The 16,902-nt window shown below is 42.3% G+C and carries 25 protein-coding genes; 16 read left to right on the forward strand and 9 right to left on the reverse strand.

All coding sequences use genetic code 11. The features are described from left to right. Positions 1–69: 69 nt before the first annotated feature. From RB160_RS03255 to RB160_RS03280, 6 genes are all read left to right on the forward strand, one after another. A complete protein-coding gene (locus RB160_RS03255) occupies positions 70–567 on the forward strand; it encodes a GNAT family N-acetyltransferase (protein WP_316568764.1) in 498 nt (165 codons plus the stop codon). 76 nt (positions 568–643) lie between these two features. Beyond that, on the forward strand, positions 644–1,114 hold the full coding sequence (locus RB160_RS03260; RefSeq protein ID WP_316568765.1) for a hypothetical protein: 471 nt from the start codon (positions 644–646) through the stop codon (positions 1,112–1,114). Between the two features lie 78 nt (positions 1,115–1,192). After that, positions 1,193–2,143: an aminoglycoside phosphotransferase family protein gene (locus RB160_RS03265; protein WP_316568766.1), complete on the forward strand. Its 951-nt coding sequence runs from the start codon at positions 1,193–1,195 to the stop codon at positions 2,141–2,143. Continuing rightward, positions 2,140–2,508: an NUDIX hydrolase gene (locus RB160_RS03270; protein WP_316568767.1), complete on the forward strand. Its 369-nt coding sequence runs from the start codon at positions 2,140–2,142 to the stop codon at positions 2,506–2,508. The genes RB160_RS03265 and RB160_RS03270 overlap by 4 nt, the downstream gene beginning before the upstream one ends. Positions 2,509–2,523: 15 nt before the next feature. Next, positions 2,524–2,955: a DUF4829 domain-containing protein gene (locus tag RB160_RS03275; RefSeq protein WP_316568768.1), complete on the forward strand. Its 432-nt coding sequence runs from the start codon at positions 2,524–2,526 to the stop codon at positions 2,953–2,955. 119 nt (positions 2,956–3,074) lie between these two features. Then, positions 3,075–3,404, forward strand: a complete 330-nt coding sequence (locus RB160_RS03280) for a hypothetical protein (protein ID WP_316568769.1) — start codon at positions 3,075–3,077, stop codon at positions 3,402–3,404. Between the two features lie 420 nt (positions 3,405–3,824). On the opposite strand, the gene RB160_RS03285 is transcribed toward RB160_RS03280, so the two are convergent. Further along, positions 3,825–4,031: a zinc ribbon domain-containing protein gene (locus tag RB160_RS03285; protein WP_316568770.1), complete on the reverse strand. Its 207-nt coding sequence runs from the start codon at positions 4,029–4,031 to the stop codon at positions 3,825–3,827. A 104-nt stretch (positions 4,032–4,135) separates the two neighbouring features. On the opposite strand from RB160_RS03285, the gene RB160_RS03290 reads away from it, so the two are divergent. Next, on the forward strand, positions 4,136–4,468 hold the full coding sequence (locus tag RB160_RS03290) for a hypothetical protein (protein WP_316568771.1): 333 nt from the start codon (positions 4,136–4,138) through the stop codon (positions 4,466–4,468). A 93-nt stretch (positions 4,469–4,561) separates the two neighbouring features. On the opposite strand, the gene RB160_RS03295 is transcribed toward RB160_RS03290, so the two are convergent. Next, complete coding sequence (locus RB160_RS03295) at positions 4,562–4,798, reverse strand: hypothetical protein (RefSeq protein WP_316568772.1); 237 nt, start codon at positions 4,796–4,798, stop codon at positions 4,562–4,564. A gap of 152 nt (positions 4,799–4,950) precedes the next feature. On the opposite strand from RB160_RS03295, the gene RB160_RS03300 reads away from it, so the two are divergent. Next, a complete protein-coding gene (locus RB160_RS03300; RefSeq protein ID WP_316568773.1) occupies positions 4,951–5,679 on the forward strand; it encodes a BsuPI-related putative proteinase inhibitor in 729 nt (242 codons plus the stop codon). Positions 5,680–5,722: 43 nt separating this feature from the next. Here the strand turns inward: RB160_RS03300 and RB160_RS03305 are convergent, their stop codons facing one another. Further along, positions 5,723–6,484 (reverse strand): GNAT family N-acetyltransferase, encoded by a 762-nt coding sequence (locus RB160_RS03305; RefSeq protein ID WP_316569051.1) that lies wholly within the window; start codon positions 6,482–6,484, stop codon positions 5,723–5,725. 402 nt (positions 6,485–6,886) lie between these two features. Here RB160_RS03305 and RB160_RS03310 point away from each other — a divergent pair, with 402 nt between their 5' ends. After that, positions 6,887–7,390: a phosphoribosylanthranilate isomerase gene (locus RB160_RS03310; RefSeq protein WP_316568774.1), complete on the forward strand. Its 504-nt coding sequence runs from the start codon at positions 6,887–6,889 to the stop codon at positions 7,388–7,390. Between the two features lie 102 nt (positions 7,391–7,492). On the opposite strand, the gene RB160_RS03315 is transcribed toward RB160_RS03310, so the two are convergent. Then, entirely contained in the window at positions 7,493–7,867 is a 375-nt protein-coding gene (locus RB160_RS03315; RefSeq protein WP_316568775.1) for a hypothetical protein, read from the reverse strand. A 293-nt stretch (positions 7,868–8,160) separates the two neighbouring features. On the opposite strand from RB160_RS03315, the gene RB160_RS03320 reads away from it, so the two are divergent. Beyond that, positions 8,161–8,490, forward strand: a complete 330-nt coding sequence (locus RB160_RS03320; protein ID WP_316568776.1) for a hypothetical protein — start codon at positions 8,161–8,163, stop codon at positions 8,488–8,490. Positions 8,491–8,684: 194 nt separating this feature from the next. On the opposite strand, the gene RB160_RS03325 is transcribed toward RB160_RS03320, so the two are convergent. Beyond that, positions 8,685–9,455, reverse strand: a complete 771-nt coding sequence (locus RB160_RS03325) for a FixH family protein (protein ID WP_316568777.1) — start codon at positions 9,453–9,455, stop codon at positions 8,685–8,687. Between the two features lie 344 nt (positions 9,456–9,799). On the opposite strand from RB160_RS03325, the gene RB160_RS03330 reads away from it, so the two are divergent. Further along, complete coding sequence (locus tag RB160_RS03330; protein ID WP_316568778.1) at positions 9,800–10,207, forward strand: NUDIX hydrolase; 408 nt, start codon at positions 9,800–9,802, stop codon at positions 10,205–10,207. A gap of 60 nt (positions 10,208–10,267) precedes the next feature. Here RB160_RS03330 and RB160_RS03335 read toward each other — a convergent pair whose 3' ends face one another. Further along, entirely contained in the window at positions 10,268–10,549 is a 282-nt protein-coding gene (locus RB160_RS03335; RefSeq protein WP_316568779.1) for a hypothetical protein, read from the reverse strand. A 494-nt stretch (positions 10,550–11,043) separates the two neighbouring features. On the opposite strand from RB160_RS03335, the gene RB160_RS03340 reads away from it, so the two are divergent. Further along, positions 11,044–11,865, forward strand: coding sequence for an STAS domain-containing protein (locus RB160_RS03340; RefSeq protein ID WP_316568780.1), 822 nt, complete (start codon positions 11,044–11,046; stop codon positions 11,863–11,865). A 67-nt stretch (positions 11,866–11,932) separates the two neighbouring features. Here RB160_RS03340 and RB160_RS03345 read toward each other — a convergent pair whose 3' ends face one another. The 3 genes from RB160_RS03345 to RB160_RS03355 all read right to left on the reverse strand — a co-directional run bounded on the left by RB160_RS03345 (position 11,933) and on the right by RB160_RS03355 (position 13,551). Then, positions 11,933–12,523, reverse strand: coding sequence for a DUF421 domain-containing protein (locus RB160_RS03345; RefSeq protein WP_316568781.1), 591 nt, complete (start codon positions 12,521–12,523; stop codon positions 11,933–11,935). A gap of 119 nt (positions 12,524–12,642) precedes the next feature. Next, positions 12,643–13,122 carry a hypothetical protein gene (locus RB160_RS03350; RefSeq protein WP_316568782.1) on the reverse strand — a complete coding sequence of 160 codons (480 nt, stop codon included), beginning with the start codon at positions 13,120–13,122 and terminating at the stop codon, positions 12,643–12,645. A gap of 54 nt (positions 13,123–13,176) precedes the next feature. Then, the gene (locus tag RB160_RS03355) at positions 13,177–13,551 is read right to left on the reverse strand and encodes a nucleotide excision repair endonuclease (protein WP_316568783.1); all 375 of its coding nucleotides are present in this window, start codon (positions 13,549–13,551) and stop codon (positions 13,177–13,179) included. 168 nt (positions 13,552–13,719) lie between these two features. On the opposite strand from RB160_RS03355, the gene RB160_RS03360 reads away from it, so the two are divergent. From RB160_RS03360 to RB160_RS03375, 4 genes are all read left to right on the forward strand, one after another. Further along, the gene (locus tag RB160_RS03360; protein WP_316568784.1) at positions 13,720–14,262 is read left to right on the forward strand and encodes an HD domain-containing protein; all 543 of its coding nucleotides are present in this window, start codon (positions 13,720–13,722) and stop codon (positions 14,260–14,262) included. Between the two features lie 366 nt (positions 14,263–14,628). Next, a complete protein-coding gene (locus RB160_RS03365; protein WP_316568785.1) occupies positions 14,629–14,901 on the forward strand; it encodes an autorepressor SdpR family transcription factor in 273 nt (90 codons plus the stop codon). Between the two features lies 1 nt (position 14,902). Then, positions 14,903–15,523, forward strand: a complete 621-nt coding sequence (locus RB160_RS03370) for an SdpI family protein (RefSeq protein ID WP_316568786.1) — start codon at positions 14,903–14,905, stop codon at positions 15,521–15,523. A gap of 217 nt (positions 15,524–15,740) precedes the next feature. Then, the gene (locus tag RB160_RS03375; protein ID WP_316568787.1) at positions 15,741–16,808 is read left to right on the forward strand and encodes an undecaprenyldiphospho-muramoylpentapeptide beta-N-acetylglucosaminyltransferase; all 1,068 of its coding nucleotides are present in this window, start codon (positions 15,741–15,743) and stop codon (positions 16,806–16,808) included. Positions 16,809–16,902: the final 94 nt, after the last annotated feature.

Genomic DNA, 16,902 nt, shown 5'->3' on the forward strand with positions numbered 1-16,902 from the left:
GTCTGTAATAATAGGGAAAGAAAATTCTAGCTTAATCTATTTTTACGAAAACGAAAAGAGGGCCTAAAAATGGAGATTAGAAAACTTACCCCTGATGACGCCGCCCGATACAGAACAATTAGGCTGGAGGCGTTGCGCGCCCATCCCGAGGCGTTTGGATCAAGCTATGAGGAAGAACACGAATATCCGCTATCCTTTTTTGAGGACAGGTTCAGGAATGGCCCCGCAGTAACGCTTGGAGCATTTTTCGCTGGTGAATTGGCGGGAACGGTGACACTTTTCCCGGAGACGAAAAAGAAGTTCAAGCACAGGGTGAACATTGTCGCCATGTATGTTGCGCCCGAGTATAGAAGGTCGGGAGCGGGGAAAAAACTCGTTGGTTCAGCGCTTGACTTGGCCAGGGAGATGGAGGGGGTTACTCACGTTTATCTCGCCGTCACGTCGACAAACATTCCAGCAAAGAAATTGTACGAATCACTAGGATTTGTTACGTACGGGGTCGACCAGTCTGCATTGAATCTTGACGGTAAGCTTTACAGCGAGGATTTGATGGTGCACGCCCTCTGAAAAACGGCAAGGAGGAATACAGGGGTGAATTGGTGAATAGTAGTACTCTAATAAGTGAATTTACGGGGGGATTCCTTTGAGGAAAAAAGCGAACCAAAGCAATTTCCTGAACAAAAAGTGGTTTGTGGTCCTCGTTGCTATTTTGCTTGCATTATTGCTTTTTCACATCGCCTCGGGTAAAGAGAAAAATAAAGAAATCACCGTTTCCGAAGCTGTTGACGTGGATTTGGGCAACACGACAAAAATTGTTTTCCGTGACGGTAGGGGAATGAATCAGCCATTCAGCCTTGAAGATGCTGGGAAAATTGACGAGTTTTTAGAGAAGCTCGACGGATATGTTGTGAAAAAAGAGAAAAACCATGAGAAAAGTGTTGGCTGGCTCCATTTAGCCGACTTTTACAACGGAAACAAAAAGCTCGTTACCATCACATTCACCAACCCGCTTAAACTAAACGGAGCCTATTACGAAATTCTCGAAGGGCAACTCCAGCCAGGGGAAATTGAACAATTCATCCAATCCGCCAATCCCGATTGGAAAAAGAAATAAAGTTGCCAGGCGCCAAAAGTGGCCCTGTTTTGTTCCAGCATGGCGCCTGGCATTGAACATTAAAAGGGAGAGTCGAGTATGAGTACTAAAAGATTGGACTTGCCAGAGGATTTTATTAGGAAGATCACGGGTGCGTTTGGGGAGGCAGGGGAAAAGTGGCTCGCGGGCTTGGAAGGCCAAATCAGACATTACTCCGAGAAATGGAATCTTGTCATTGAAGGGCCGGTCCCGAATCTTTCCTATAATTACGTGACAAAGGCGAAAGACATAAAAGGAACCCCAGTCATCCTGAAGCTAGGCGTAGCGAATGGGGAATTCAAGAATGAAGTCCGGGCCGTTAAGGCATATAAAGGGAACTCTTTTGTAAAGCTGCTCGTTGAGGATGCCGAAAACGGAGCCATGCTGCTTGAGCGGCTACTACCGGGTCACAACCTGTCCACTTTAGAGGACGAGGAGCAGGTGACAAGGGAATACATCAATGTTTGGAGAAAAATCCGGACGCCAATTCCCGCAGGAGTCAACTTCCCGTCAGTCAAGGATTGGGCTTCCGGACTAGACAGGTACAAAGCAATGTTCCCGGAAGGCGGAGAGCCGATTCCATTTGAAGCAGTCGATACGGCGGCATCATTTTTCAAAGAGCTGGCTGGATTAGGGGAGGAGCAGCTTCTCCATGGCGACTTGCATCATGAGAACATCCTCTATGCGGAAGGCCGCGGCTGGGTGGCAATCGATCCGAAAGGGGTAATCGGGCACCCGTATTTTGACATCATCTCCTTCCTTGTAAACTATGTAAATGAAAAGCCCAATCCAAAAGAATTGTTAAAACTTAGAATAGATTTGATTTGCAACGAAGTTTCAATGGACCGGAAATTGCTTTTAAAAGCTGCCGTTTCGCTCTCGACCCTGTACGCCTGCTGGGGAATCGAGGACAAAACTGACTGGAAAGATACATATCAATGCATGATTTGGTTCAAGGAACTGCTTGAAGAAACAGCCTGCGAATTAGATGGAAATAAGGTGTACAAATGATTTCACAGGGCGTGATATTAAAAAATGGACAAGTCCTTATGGTAAAACAATATGTCCAAAGGGGCGATATTGTTTGGAATTTTCCTGGTGGCGGGATTGAGGGTGATGAAACACCCGAGCAAGCATGCATTAGGGAGGTTAAAGAAGAAACCGGCTATGACGTCGCGATAATAAGGCTTCTTGTAAAAAACAGCTCCAAGTTTACGTTTGAAGCGGAAATCATTAGCGGCAGCCTCCATGTCGACATGGAACACGAAGCAAACACCGACATCTTGGAAGCCGCATGGATCAGCCTCGGTGATAAAGAGAAATTCGATAGCTATACAGCGCCGGTACTTCAATTATTGAACACGCCAACTCGATAATAAAGGGGTTTTGGTATGAAAAGAGCCAGAATTATATTTGGTATTATTGTTTTCGTAATTGCAATTTTGTTTTACACACAAATTGGCAAAACCCATAATACTAACGTGAGTATCGAAAAATCCGATAAGTTTTCGACTGAAGAAATAAATGATGCGGTAAAAGCTGTAAAGAGGAAATTTTGGAGCTTTAGGGGATGTGAATTAACGGATGTTTGGTATTCCGAGAAAGAATCCGAGGCAGAGATTGAGGGGTATATGAAAAATGGCAGGGGAGCATCAAACGGCGTTAAACCGGAAAATGTTATTGTGTTGTTTTCAAATTTTAAAGTGAGATCCTGGGGCGCAGACGTAACCCTTGAGCCAAATTCTACCCATACCGGCTGGAGCTGGATCTTAATAAGAGACAGTAAAACCGATAAATGGCGAGTCGATGATAGGGGATATTGAAATTTTTAAAAGTTAGTACTTAGGTAGTACCATAAAACTGCTATAGTAGTATAGGAAACCCTGGTTCACCCCGTTTATAATGAAACTAGAAAGCAATTTAAAAGAGCGGGGGAGCGGGCATGGTGCTCGATGAGAAAGAAATGAACTTATACGAAAGTTGCAGGCATTCTAGCCCTTACGAAGTACTTCACACCGTTACCGGGGGCAATGTCCGCGGCCTGGATTTGCTGGCCCTCAGGCGCGTGCTTGCAAAAAATAAACAGCCATCCGAAATCGTCAATGTTCTCCTTATTTATTTTTATAAAACATTCGCCAACCAAGTGTATGATCGGAACGCGTTGCTTAAGGTCTTTGATTTTTGGAAAAAAAACAACGTCGATACATTCAAGCAGGCAGTGGACATGACGGCAAGGGACATACACACCATTCTAAGTGACCGCAAAGCCTAGGAATTCCTACATGAAAAAACTTCATGAATAGCATCACGCTGCTTTGCGACGATCTGGTGATAGTATCGTCGCATTTCCTATGGCGCAGGAGCAGTTAGCTGCCCTTTAGGTATTTGCTAGCAAAATGCTTGCTGTTTGCTAGCAGACCGCTAGCGATTCCCGGAGGTTTTTCGGTTTTATCCTGGAGTTTTTCCGTCTTATCCGGAAGTTTCTCGGTTTTATCCTGAAATTATTAATGTGTTAAAATTATTTTACTTATGAAACTCCCAGCACGTAAGCAGGTTCGAAAACCGTGTTCAAGGAACAGGCTTATGGGTTTTTAGGAGCAAAACTTCGACCAACGAACCGATTTTTTGAAAAAAGATTCATCATAAAAAGGCCTCCCACATGGAAGCCCCGGTTGTGGTAACTGACTGAAGTTCAACCACCAAAGAACAGGTCGAGAAGATTGGAGCCCATGCTTGTATTCTTGTTGTAAAACTCGGAATAGCCGCAGTTTCTGCAATAAATCACGGTAAATGTGTTTTTCTGAATATCAAACATTTTCGAAAGGCCGGTGCCAGTCATTGCAACATCCTTTGACCCAGCGTTCCTGCTGCCGCATTTGATGCATCCTTTGTTCTCCATATTTATCACTCCCCCTTGAGTAGGATACGGGCAATAGATGTAAAAGATTCGGCCTCTAGAGAAAAATTTGGTAAGATTGAGAAAATGGCTAGGAGGGAACGAGGATGCCTCTCGAGCAGGAAGTGCCAGGGATGCTAGCGATTGGTTTTTATGGGGTAATGGCGATCTCGATACTTTTGCTTGTTTTTATCATGATCCGGTATAAATCAGCTAAAATAATTCCATTCATCGTCTTTTTGATACTCCTTTTGCCCGTAGGCTATTATCTCCTTGAGGCAATTAACGTTGTAAGGAGCGGCGTTCCGGAAATGATGCAATCGGAGGAGGCCTCCCTGAATATCGGGCTGGCGGGCTTTTTTTGGGCGATTGCAATGGCTGTGTTTCTTTTTGGGGTTTATAAGGCTGTGAGGGCAGCTGGAATAAAACAAACTGGATAAAAGCCAGTTGGATAAAGGGTCGGGCGCAGTAATTCAGGCTGGCTTTTCGCATCCGGGCCAATCAAATTGCCTATAAAAAAATCTTGGCCTTCATCAGCCAAGATTTTTCTTTACTTTATAAAGATAGCATTTTTCAGCAATAAAGCTTGCCAGGAGCCCAATCAGAACCGGAAGAAAAGAACCTGATGTCATGTTGAAACCACCTGAATCTGAGGTGAATTCATGCCGGAACATGAGCGGCGTAATCGTAAATGCATGCCCGATTGCGTACAGGATGCCAGCCGTTCCAATGAATGCGGATATGACAACGATAAAAGATTTAAGTTTCATTCATACAACTCCTTCCCTTTTTACTATTATAAACTTCTTTAGAAGGGATTGGAAATTAAAAAGGCCATTAGACTTAATTTGCTATTCGAATGTAACTTTCTAATCCTGCCTCCGTCTAACATAATATCAAACACATAAAGGTGGTAAACGACATGATGAAAGCTATTTTAAAAACAGCAGCAGTTCTCCTTCTCGCAATCGTAGTGACGGCTTGCGGGTCAAAAGATGAAGGTGCCGAGAAAAAAGTTGTCAATACGGGTGGTTCTGTGAATAAGGAAACCGTTGCGGATCCGAAAGAGGCAATCGATGCATCACTTGACCAGGAAAGCAGCTCCCAGGACGATGTAAAATACAAGCTTACGTTAAAAAATACGAGCGACCAGGAAGTAGTGCTTGAGCACGGAACATCCCAGGTGTACGATTACCAAATTAAAGACAGCTCAGGTAATGTAGTATACACATACTCCCAGGACAAAATGTTCGCCCAGGCTGTAACCGAGAAGAAAGTGAAGCCATCTGACAGCCTTGAGATTGAAATCGATGCGTCGGAAGGATTCAAAGGACTTGCAAAAGGCCAATACACTCTCGAAGTTTGGCCGGTGGCAAAAGGTGCGGAAGAGCTTAAAAAGGTAACAAGAGTTGAATGGCCTGGAGACAGCAAAGCTGATGCCAATCAAACCGTTACAGAAGACGTAACATATGTCGGCCTTGCGGATAACCATACAATTGAAGTAACTGACAAAAACGGCGAAGCAATTTCCCTGCAAATTGACCAAACCATTTTCAAACAGCTTGAAAACACTGAGCCTGACCAGGAAATGACCGTAACTTACACGGATGATGGGGTAACGAAGACAGCAACTAAAGTTGAATTGAAATAAGGAATGATTACAAAACGCCTGGACCTTCCGGGCGTTTTTTATATTACAACAACATCTTTAAACGTTTCATCGCAGAATGGACTGTAAGCCGATGGAAAGAAATCAGCTGCTGTTTAAATACAGCCCCATAAATTCCATACGGGGTGGGAGAAAGCCGAAGTAATTCTTCCCGGTTTTGTATATCAATGATTTCAGCCTGGACGCCAAGTTTTGATGCGGCCATGACAACATTTTCGGTTGCGATGTCCACGAATGGGCACTGCTGCGTCCGGAGGATTGTTAAGTTTGAGAAACGTTTCAGACGCTCATCCCAATCATTTGGAAAATAAGGATCCGGAGAATCATCGAATTTTAAAACCAGTAACTCAAATCCAAACGGCCCGTGGCCAATTTCAATAAAGCCATTTTTTAAAAAAACATCCTTGCCCGGAGTCCAGGAAGTGTCCGGGTTTGTAATGACGATCACGCCAGCTTTTTGATTCTGCCTCGCATCCTGTATGCATTTAGCTATTAGCTTGCTGGCATAGCCTTTACCCGTACCGGAAACCCAAAGACAATGGATGACCGTATAATTTTCGCCTAAAACGACCCGAGATGAATATTCAATCGGTGCGTATTCAATAAAGCCGGCAGCTTTGCCGTTTTCCAGCAACTTTATGTATTTTAACCCTTCCTCAAACCTTTCCATAAGCCAATGATTCTTGTTCTTGTATCCTGTTGAATTTGGCTTGGAGCGAAGGCAGAAGCAACCTTCATCCTGTAAATTTGTGCTGTCAACCCCGACAAATTGGATTGTGTCTAACATTCTCTTCAACCTACTTTCCCCGTATGTTCCTGATGAAACACATTTTACCATATGTGAGAAAGGATGGTTCGCATTTGCCTCTAAAAATCCACCCAACAAAAAAACCAGCATGCCTAAGCCTAACGGGTTCGGTTTTCGAGTACAAAAACTAATTTTTGTTGAATCATCAAGATTTCAAATAAATTTAAGGGGGTTTTGCACTCGAATTCACCCCCCTTTTAGTTAGTTCCAGAAGTTCCTGTCAGCCTTCGAATTCGGCTGTTAATTGCAAGCGAAACGATGTGCTAAAATGAAGATGGGATTCTGGATATTTATGTTAAAATGACTAGGAGGCTTATTTAACTAAAGGTGCAGGATTGTTGAACATAGTTATGTTGTAATTAGAAAAAGGTGGAGGAGTAAATGGATAATAACAAGTTTAATCAGTTTATTAAAATTGCAAAGAAACTAAATGATATTGAAATTATTCCATTGTTAATGGGTTCAGTTGGTTTAGAAGTCGTTACAGGGAAAAGTTGGGATGCCCAAGACTTAGATATTCATGTACCAGGTGATAAAAGAGGATGGGAAGTGCCGCCTGAATTATCAATATTTAAATGGGATGATATTATGAAAATCATGAATTCAATGGGATATAGTCTCATTGATTTACATGAGCATGAGTTTTCTAGAGAAGGGTTATCCGTTGAATTTGGTATTACTGACACGTTACCAGATTTTGCAGGAGTACAATTAGAGGATTTAGAATTATATCAAAAGGGAGAAGTAAAGTATTATTTACTAAGCCCTAAGCAATATCTAACTGTTTACGAGTCTTCATCGAAGGATAGTTACCGAGCAGATAAAAATAATAATAAAGATATTATAAAAATTGATTTCTTAAAAAGTATGATATACAATCACTAAACATTTTATTGTGCTAAAGGGCAAAATTGTTTAATAAGCAAGTCATAGATGGGTAGCAGTAGACAAATACTGTGAAGTAAACACAAACCTTATGGATTGCATTTATTTTTCAAATATCGCTATAAAATTTTTTCTGTAACAGAACAACATAAAACCATGCAAAATAACAAGTAAAATAGCTAAAAAGAGTAAAGAATGATCGAGGAATATATGAAGTAAAAGAATGTTACCGATAATTGGCGACAAAATTAAAAGGGCTAGCGGGACAAACCGATTTATTAACAGCAATAAACCACAAATAACCTCTAATGATTTTTCAAAGATAAGTAGATATTGAAACTCAAATAATGCCATTGCTTCTGGACTTGTTGCAATAAAGGGTTCTAAATTAAAAATTACAAAATAACCATTAATACCTGCAATTAGGAATATTAAACCTAAAGAAATCCTAGAGAAAGTAAGGAAGTATTTGATCATTTTTAACACGACCTTAAATGTATAGTTGAAAGGATTATAACATTTAAGAAAGTGGAAGTATATGGATTTTCTATTACGCAGTTCGGACTTACTGTTCAGTAGAAGAAAAAAGGACGATAGCCATAAAATTGGTTATCGTCCTTTGTGTTGATCCAAGAAGGATTGAGGAACCTTTTGATAAATTCATTATCGAACGGGGAGGTTTGTTGAACAAGAAAAGATGGATTTTATCATTTTAATGGAAATTTGATGGTAAAATAGAGTTGAGGAAGATAAATCAAAAGAGGTGGAATATGTATTGGGAGACTCTTCCTAGTTGGGTCTGGATAATTTATTATTTATTTTTATTTCTAACATTAGGAACTGGAATTTTAAATATTTTTCGAAAAAGGATGTTAGGTCTGTCGATTATTGCAATTGTTCTAACCATTACAGTTCCTATTATTAGTATGTTAAATAGTGTTGGAAGAGCGGAGGGTATGAATGAATTTGAACACTTAGTTGCTCAGTTACAACAAGGTGCGATTTGGTCTATTTATTCAATTATAGGTTTTCTATACCTGGTTGTATTTTGGACAGTGTTTTTCCTTAAAAATAAGATAATTGCCAAAGCTTCTGATTGAGCAACTGGTACTTATGTTTAACAACACACATATATTAAAAAAGCCCAGAATTTTTCTGAGCTTTTTTCATGCTAATGTGCCTATTAAAGTACCTGCTAATTCAAGTGCGACTTTCTGTGCGAAAAGCATTGTTAATTTAAATTTTGTACTTCAAAACCGACCCTGTTAAGCCTTTGCTAGCTGGTTTTAGGCTGTTATTTTACAGTAACGATTTTTTCCTGATGCTCATGAAGGTCTTTTCCTTTTTCAACATGCACATTGACCGTCCAGTCGCCGGCGGAAGAGAAGGCATGCTTTAACTCATATGTGCCTTCAGCCGTTTCCGCCGCAGAGAGGAATTCATGTTTTTCAACGCCATCCTTCCACACTTCAAACCTAACCCTTGCGCCTGACAGCGGCTTGTCATCATGCTTGATGGCCGCTGTTAAAAGTGTTTCCTGGCCGGCAGCAGCCGAAGCCACCGGAAAGTCAATCTCAACTGCGGAGCCATGCCCATGCCCATGATTGTGTCCATCCGCAGACTCATGTCCAACGCCTGACTCGTTCCCATCCGCGCTTTCTTCTGAAGGATTGCCAACAACAAACTCCTTCTTTGGCATTGTATGCATATCCCGGGCGGTCACATGGCTGATCACCACATAATTGCCAGCCTCGGCAAACGTCTTCTTAATCGAATAAATGCCATCGCCAGCATGGTTTGCTTCAATCATCTCATGCTCTTTGTCGCCGTTCTTAAAAACCTCAAACTTAACCTCGTTCGCATCCTCAACATTTTTGCCATCCTGAGTGACATGCGCCTTGATTTCAGTCTCCACATTCGGGTCGATTTTATCTGGAAGCAGGATCGTAACCTCGACCATCTTCGGTAGATCATCGCCCGCACTCTTATCATTATCCTTCGCATCGGAACACGCCGCCAATGCAAACGCCAATAACCCAATAAGTATAAACAATAACTTCTTCATATGCTGTCCCCTTTTCAAAAGTAGTTAAGTGCCAGGCACCCTGGCTATGTCCGGTACACGCTCTATTTTACACTATAACCATAGGACTTTAGTGGCTCGCACGCCTGCAAACGCAACAAAAGTATGGCGAAATTATGACAAGTGGCTTCTCCAATCCGTTCTAAGGATTTTTTTAGGAAAATTTGACTTCGCAATTCGAGTCTCAATCTCTAAACCAAATTATGCATTACGGCGTAGCAATCAGCTGCACACGATTATCAGTCAAGCCTCTTCAAAATAGCGTTCTTATTTCAGTTATATCATACTTAAGTATGGAGAAATAAAATATTGAGTGGGGAGACACTATGGAACGAGTCGATGTGGTATATGGATTAATCGTTAACGAAGAAAAGAAAGTGCTGATGGTAAGAAATGAAGGAGCGGGTTGGACCCTTCCAGGTGGTGCAGTGGAAAAGGGCGAAACCTTAACCGAGGCACTTATCCGAGAAGTAATGGAAGAAACAGGCCTTGAAGCCGAAGCAGGAAGGCTTCTGGCTGTTAATGAGGCATTCCGGCCGGACAGGGGCAACCACGTTTTGTTTTTTACGTTTGAAGTTAAGGCTACTAGTGGTGAGGTAACCATTCTTCATCCAAACGAAATCACCGAAATCAGTTGGATGGATTATCAGACAGCCGACTCGCTCATGCCGTACCACAAAGGAGGGGTGGCGCGTTTGTTGGGTGCGCCGGCGGGGTATACGTTTCAAGGATGAACCGCAATAGTTATTTTTAAAAAAGACTGCCTGGCTGTGCCGGCAGTCCTCTCTTATGTTTTAGCGGAAAAAGAATTCAACCCATATCGGCAAGTTAAAGTTCTCTTCAGAAAGCTCGATGAACTGGCCCATGATCCCGAGGTGGGAAATCCCATATTTTTCATCGATTACCGGCGTATAAATCGATAATACCAGAAGGTTGGTTTTTTCGATTTCGTCCGGATGGGAGTCAAACATGTACTCATTCGAATAAGCGATATAGTCGTTTTCGGTTGGATTAAAGAAAGCCAATATCCCAGCTGCCAAAAGAATAACGGCAGCAAGAGCGATTTTTTTGGCCAAAATGAACATCTCCTTATTGGAATAGGGTATATAGAAACAAGAGCCAAACAAAGAAAATAGAAAGGATAAACCATTTGGAAGAACATTTACACAAATTCCAAAATAAACCACTATATTTAAATAATAAGTTTTAAAATGCCTGTTTGCAATGGTTAATCTCATATATACATATTTTTGTAAAATTTGAACAAATAAAGTACCTTAAGTATGAGGTTCACCTGCAGGTTAGAATAAGAGAAATCCAACAGCCTCTTTTGTTACTAGGCAGTCAACAAGCGAAGTGGCTTGCTGATAATACTTAAAAACAGGAAGGATGCCAAAGGGCAAAGTTTTGGTTTTTTAAACGATTTTCATTGGAATAATTACGTAAAAATAGGTAAATAGTTCCTTGTCTATAAATAACAAGCCTTTCTTTTTTTAAAATCGGAAAGGCTATTGTATACTTTCATTAACACTATGTTCATGTGAAAATTACATTGTCGAGGGAGAATATAATGGTATCAACATACAATCTAGGTAACCAGATATGGGAATACGTTTTTGAGAACCGTGAAGAGTTTAAGGGAATGCTGTTGTCCGAAGCGGTTGGGGTGGCCTCCAAGATTAATGATATCCTTAGGCAAGGTAACATTGATCTCTTGAAAAATGCGGAGAAGCTCGTCAATTACGTTGTTGAAGAAAAAGAAGCCGAATTAATTCAATTTGCTGAGCAGGAGGGAATGATCTGGGCGGAGCATGCGCTGACTCTTTCCTTCAAACTTGAATGGATCCAAGCAATCCGGCGGACTCTATGGCAATTCATTGCTCGTTTTGACGAAAACAGTGAAAGCTTCCTGGAAAAGGAGGACTTCTTTGTTCTCGAAAAGAAAATCAATGACAAAATCGACCAATTTCTGAATAATTTCTTCCTAAGTTATTCAACATTCAAAGATGAGCTTTTGAATGCTCAGCGCAAATTGGTGGAGCATCTTTCTGTTCCAATCATTCCTGTTAGCCCCACAGTTTCCGTATTGCCGCTCATTGGCTTGATTGATGCCTATCGGATGCGGACGATTGAGGAAAAAGTCCTCATTGAAGTTGGAAACCAAAAGGTACAATCCCTTGTAATCGACTTATCCGGGATCGCCACAATGGAATTGGACGTAATTGACCATTTCCTAAGGGTTTTGAAAGGCGTTGAAATGATGGGATGTAAAGCAATTATTACAGGTATGCGCCCGGACCTTGTCAAGGAAATGGTCCACTCCGGCGTTAACTTCTCTGATAAGGCCGAAACGAAAGGAACACTGCAAGAAACACTTAAAAAATATCTATAATCGCACTATTTCTCCTTTTAAAATGGCCGCCTCCATGAAAATTGGGGCGGCTTTTCATTTTAATGCTTCACTGAAGATAATCCTGATTCTTTTTTTCCTCTCCATCAAGCTCCTCAAAAAGATTTAATCCTTCTTTTCCTCCAGAAGGGGTCTGGGCAGGCTGAACTCCCGGAAAATACATATCCATCAATTTTTTAAATTCGCCCACGGTCAAAGGCTTCGCATCATCCTTCAGCTCGTATCCAAGCTCCCCATTAACCTCAAGGGAAGCATTCTTTATATCGTTTATATTCGAAACCCCGTGTATCCTCAGCCGCATCTCAAGCTGGTCAACCGTAATCCGCAGTTTACGCATCGTTTTTGTATCAAGCTCGCCGTTTTTAATAATCAACTTTGCTTTTCCAGTGATGAATTTTTCCATAACGTTCGATTTTACCTGCATATATTCAATGATGACGACTGACAAGATAAAAAAAGTCGAAACGATAATGGTTTTAATCAAACTATTTTGAACAACCGGCTGTACGATGATCATACCAATTGAAAGCATCACAACCGTCTGGGCCAAGGTCAACTGTGATATGGATTTCCGACCTGCAATTTTCAAAAGGATAATCCCCACAACAATCAAAACTGCCGACTGCCAAATAAAATCCACACCATCACCTAATTTCCAATAGAAGTATCTTATTTAAATTTTGCAGTTTGGGCGATTCTATTCTAATATCGATCCGGAAAGCGGAGGAGGATAAGCTTGAGAAAATGAAGACTTATTTTCTATACTCTTGTTTTGGCGGGACAGCTATTGCGTTGTTCATCGCCGTTCCTCAACGGGATTTGTGCGACAGCTTTAGGGCTTTTGAAGAAATCTTTGTCGCTCAACGGGATTTGTGCGACAGCTTTTAGGCTTTTGGAGGAATCTTTGTCGCTCAACGGGATTTGTGCGACAGCTTTTGGGCTTTTGAAGGAATCTTTGTCCCTCAACGGGATTTGTGCGACAGCTTTTGGGATTTTGAAGAAATCTTTGTCGCTCAACGGGATTTGTGCGACAGCTTTTGGTCTTTTGAAGGAATCTTTGTCGCTCAACGGGATTTGTGCGACAGCTTTAGGGCTTTTGAAGAAATCTTTGTCGCTCAACGGGAATTCTGCGACAGCTTTAGGGCTTTTGAAGAAATCTTTGTCGCTCAACGTGATTTGTGCGACAGCTTTTGGGCTTTTGGAGGAATCTTTGTCGCTCATTTTGATTTGAGTCAACACATTGAATAAAATCCTTCCAAAAGAAAAACGCCACCGTAACCGGGGGCGTCATTCCTATTTGTAGAACACTTTGTCGATGTTGTATTTCGCCTTCATGGTGTTGATGGCATACGTTTCGTAAATTTCTCGGTCCATTGGCTCATCGACCACCAGTATGGCTATTTTGTGGATCTCATCGCGGTGGTTTTTCAAAGGTGAAACTGTGTCCTCGAAATGCCTTTTTACACGCGGGCGGAGTTTACGGGCTTTTCCGACAAAGAGCAGGTCATCATCCGCGTTAAAAAACAGAATGATTCCGCCTTTGTCCCTTGGAATCCGGTTATAATCCGTAAAGCCATATTTGCTGCTGATAGGGGCCTCCACCGGTTCGCCCAGTTGTTTTTTTCTCGTCAGGACGACATCAGGTGCCGGCAGTTCAATTTTTATCATTGTATCACTTCCTTGTCTTCACCTACTATACCACAAGCAATGGAAAGAAACCAAGAGCGCTAAGATTTTTTTAAAAATCAAGAAAGGATTCCGCCCGATAAAATGGAATAAAATCATATAGAACCTATTTACAGGCATATATCCCATTTTTAAAAAGGAGGCAATTACATGCAACTAATTGACAAGGCGCTCCGCTTCGCTGCCGAAGCGCATGAAGGGCAATATAGAAAGGGGACGAAAACGCCGTACATAACTCATCCAGTGGCGGTCGGGATGCTGCTTTTAAAGCATGGGTACAGCGAAGAGCTAGTCGCGGCTGGAATTTTGCACGATACGGTCGAGGATACGGATGCTACATTAGAGGATATTGAAACAAGATTTGGGCGGAATGTTGCTGAAGTGGTAGCCGGATGCTCGGAACCCGACAAAACGCTCAGTTGGGAGGAGCGAAAAGAGCATACTATTGAATTATTAAAAACAACCAGCAACGAAATTCGGGCAGTTGCCTGTGCAGACAAGCTACACAACATCTCGTCCATTTTGGACGACGTCGAACAGGGAGGCGATGAAGTTTGGAGCAGGTTCAATCGGGGTCGTGATAAACAAGAATGGTATTACCGAAGCCTCATTGACAGCCTCGGCAGCCAAGGACCATTTCCGCTACTTGAAGAACTAAAAACCGCTGTCCAAACTGCTTTTTCGCAAAAATGAAACAAGGGAATTACTCTTCCTATAGCACCTCAAAATAATCAGGGAACACCTCCTTGCTTCACGCCAGTCAAATTGAAACAGGGTCGATTCTCCGCTTCGCAAGAAAAAGTGAAGCCGGAGATATCTTCTTTCACAAGACCAAAAACTAAGTCCGGTAAGCCCGCCGGAACTTTTTTTGCACATTATTTAGAAATTTGTCTAAATATCTAAAATAACTGATTGACTTCTGGGTGTACCAGTATTATCCTGAAAGTAGAAATATTTAGAAGTTTATCTAAATATCTAAATCAAGTTGACAGATTTCCAACATATTCTTACTCATCAATTGTAATTTAAACAGAATCCCCTACGGAAAGAGGGTTTGTGATGAATGATGCGTTTAAGGCGCTATCCGATCCTACCAGAAGAAAAATCCTGCATCTGCTGAAACAGAATGACCTTTCTGCTGGAGAGATCGCCGACCAGTTTGACATGACAAAGCCGAGTATTTCACATCATTTGAATTTATTGAAGCAGGCGAACCTGGTTGATTCGGAAAAGCGGGGCCAACAAGTGATCTACTCGCTAAACACGAGCGTTTTCGAAGATGTTGTCACCTGGTTTATGGATTTTTTAACAAAAGACGAGGCGGGGAAGTAGCATGAAACGATATTGGTTAGGAATCATTATTTTGCTTGCAACCGTGCTTGGAACTTGGATTGCGTACCCTTATTTACCTGACCGGATACCAACACATTGGAACTTCGAGGGGGTGCCGGATCAATTCGGGCCTAAATCTTTCGGCGTATTTATTCTTCCTGGAACAATGGTATTCCTTTACCTTCTAATGATGTTCCTGCCTAGAATCGATCCTAAGAAGGTCAATTTTCAGAAGTTCAATTATATCGGAATCACAAACGGAATCTTGTTCTTTTTTTTCCTGTTCCAGGCGATGGTCATAACGAGCAGCCTCGGCCTAGTCAATTCCAAAAACACCATTCCTGTCCTTGTCGGCCTGCTGTTCATTTTCATTGGCAACCTTAGCCCGAAATTCAAGCCGAACTACTTCCTCGGGATTCGTACGCCTTGGACGCTCGCGAACGAGGACGTCTGGAAAAAGACACATCGGTTCGGCGGCAAAGTGTTGGTCATCGCAGGGATATTGATGCTGCTAGTTCCAATTGCCCCAGCCGCAATCCAAGCTTACGGCGTGATCACCATCCTTATGGCAAGCCTGGTACTGATCGTAGTCGCTTCCTACTACTATTTTATTAAACTTTAAAAATGCCTGCACCCTCCCGTAACAAAGGCACGCTCTCAACTAGCCACAAATATTAGGATGTAGATGCCCATTAAACCCGCTGCGATATTCCGCGGGTTATTTTTCGAAAAAAACCTCCAACACGCTCGCGATTTCCCTTCATTCCGGAAAAGATGTTAAAATGGGCAGTAGGCTTAGCATACATATAAAACATCAGTGATTAAAAAGTGGAGGCATTATGAAAAAAAAGACGATTGTATTTACAGGCGGGGGGACTGCCGGTCATGTGACCCCGAACCTTGCCTTAATAAATGAACTTGATAAAAACAAATGGAATATCCAATACATCGGCTCTAAAAAAGGGATTGAAAGGGAATTGGCCGAAAAAGCCGGCATTCCGTACCATGGCATCAGCAGCGGCAAGCTCCGCAGGTATTTTGACATGGAGAACGCGAAGGACATTTTCAGGGTGCTCCGCGGATGCTTTGAAGCACGGCGGATTTTGAAAAAATTGAAGCCCCGGCTTGTTTTTTCAAAAGGAGGCTTTGTCAGCGTCCCTGTGGTCATTGCTGCACGTACGTTAAATATCCCAATTTTCATTCATGAGAGCGACTTGACTCCTGGGCTCGCCAATAAGATTTCACAACGGTTTGCGACAAAAATCTTTACTTCATTTGATGAAACGGTGAAATATCTCCCCCCCAGTAAAACAACCGCCATCGGCTCTCCAATTAGAAGGGAAATCCTTGAAGGCTCCGCTGAAAAAGGCAGGAAGTATCTCGGATTTGACTCAAGAAAACCGGTTATTACGATAATGGGCGGAAGCCTTGGCGCCAAGCGAATTAACGAGGCAGTCAGAAGCGTCCTGCCGCAGCTGTTGGAAAACTTTCAGCTTGCCCATATTTGCGGGAAGGGCAATTTGGATGAGAGCCTTGCGTCTGTGAAGGGCTACAGGCAATTCGAATACATCCATGGGGAGCTGCCCGACATCCTAGCTACAACGGATTTGGTCATCACCCGTGGGGGCTCGAATTCCATTTTCGAATTCCTCGCACTCGAGATTCCAATGGTGATCATCCCTCTGACACTCCAGCAAAGCAGGGGAGACCAGATCCAGAATGCTCGATCTTTCGAGGAAAAAGGCTATTCCCTCACACTAAACGAGGAAAACCTGACGGATGAAACACTTCTCACCGCATTGGAGGAGTTGAAGAACAAAAGCGCCGATGTGAAAATGAAAATGAAAGCCGCCTACAAGCAAAATGCGCTTGATACACTCCTTGAGGAGATTTCGAAGGTTAGGTAATTATCGTTCTTAAGGCCCGTTACAAGCGGAATTCTCGTAAAGGCCCTTAATAAGAAACAAAAACAAACCCCCTCCAGCAATGAGAGGGGGTTTA

This window comes from Neobacillus sp. YIM B06451, assembly GCF_032667185.1.
Taxonomy (GTDB): Bacteria; Bacillota; Bacilli; order Bacillales; family Cytobacillaceae; genus Bacillus_D.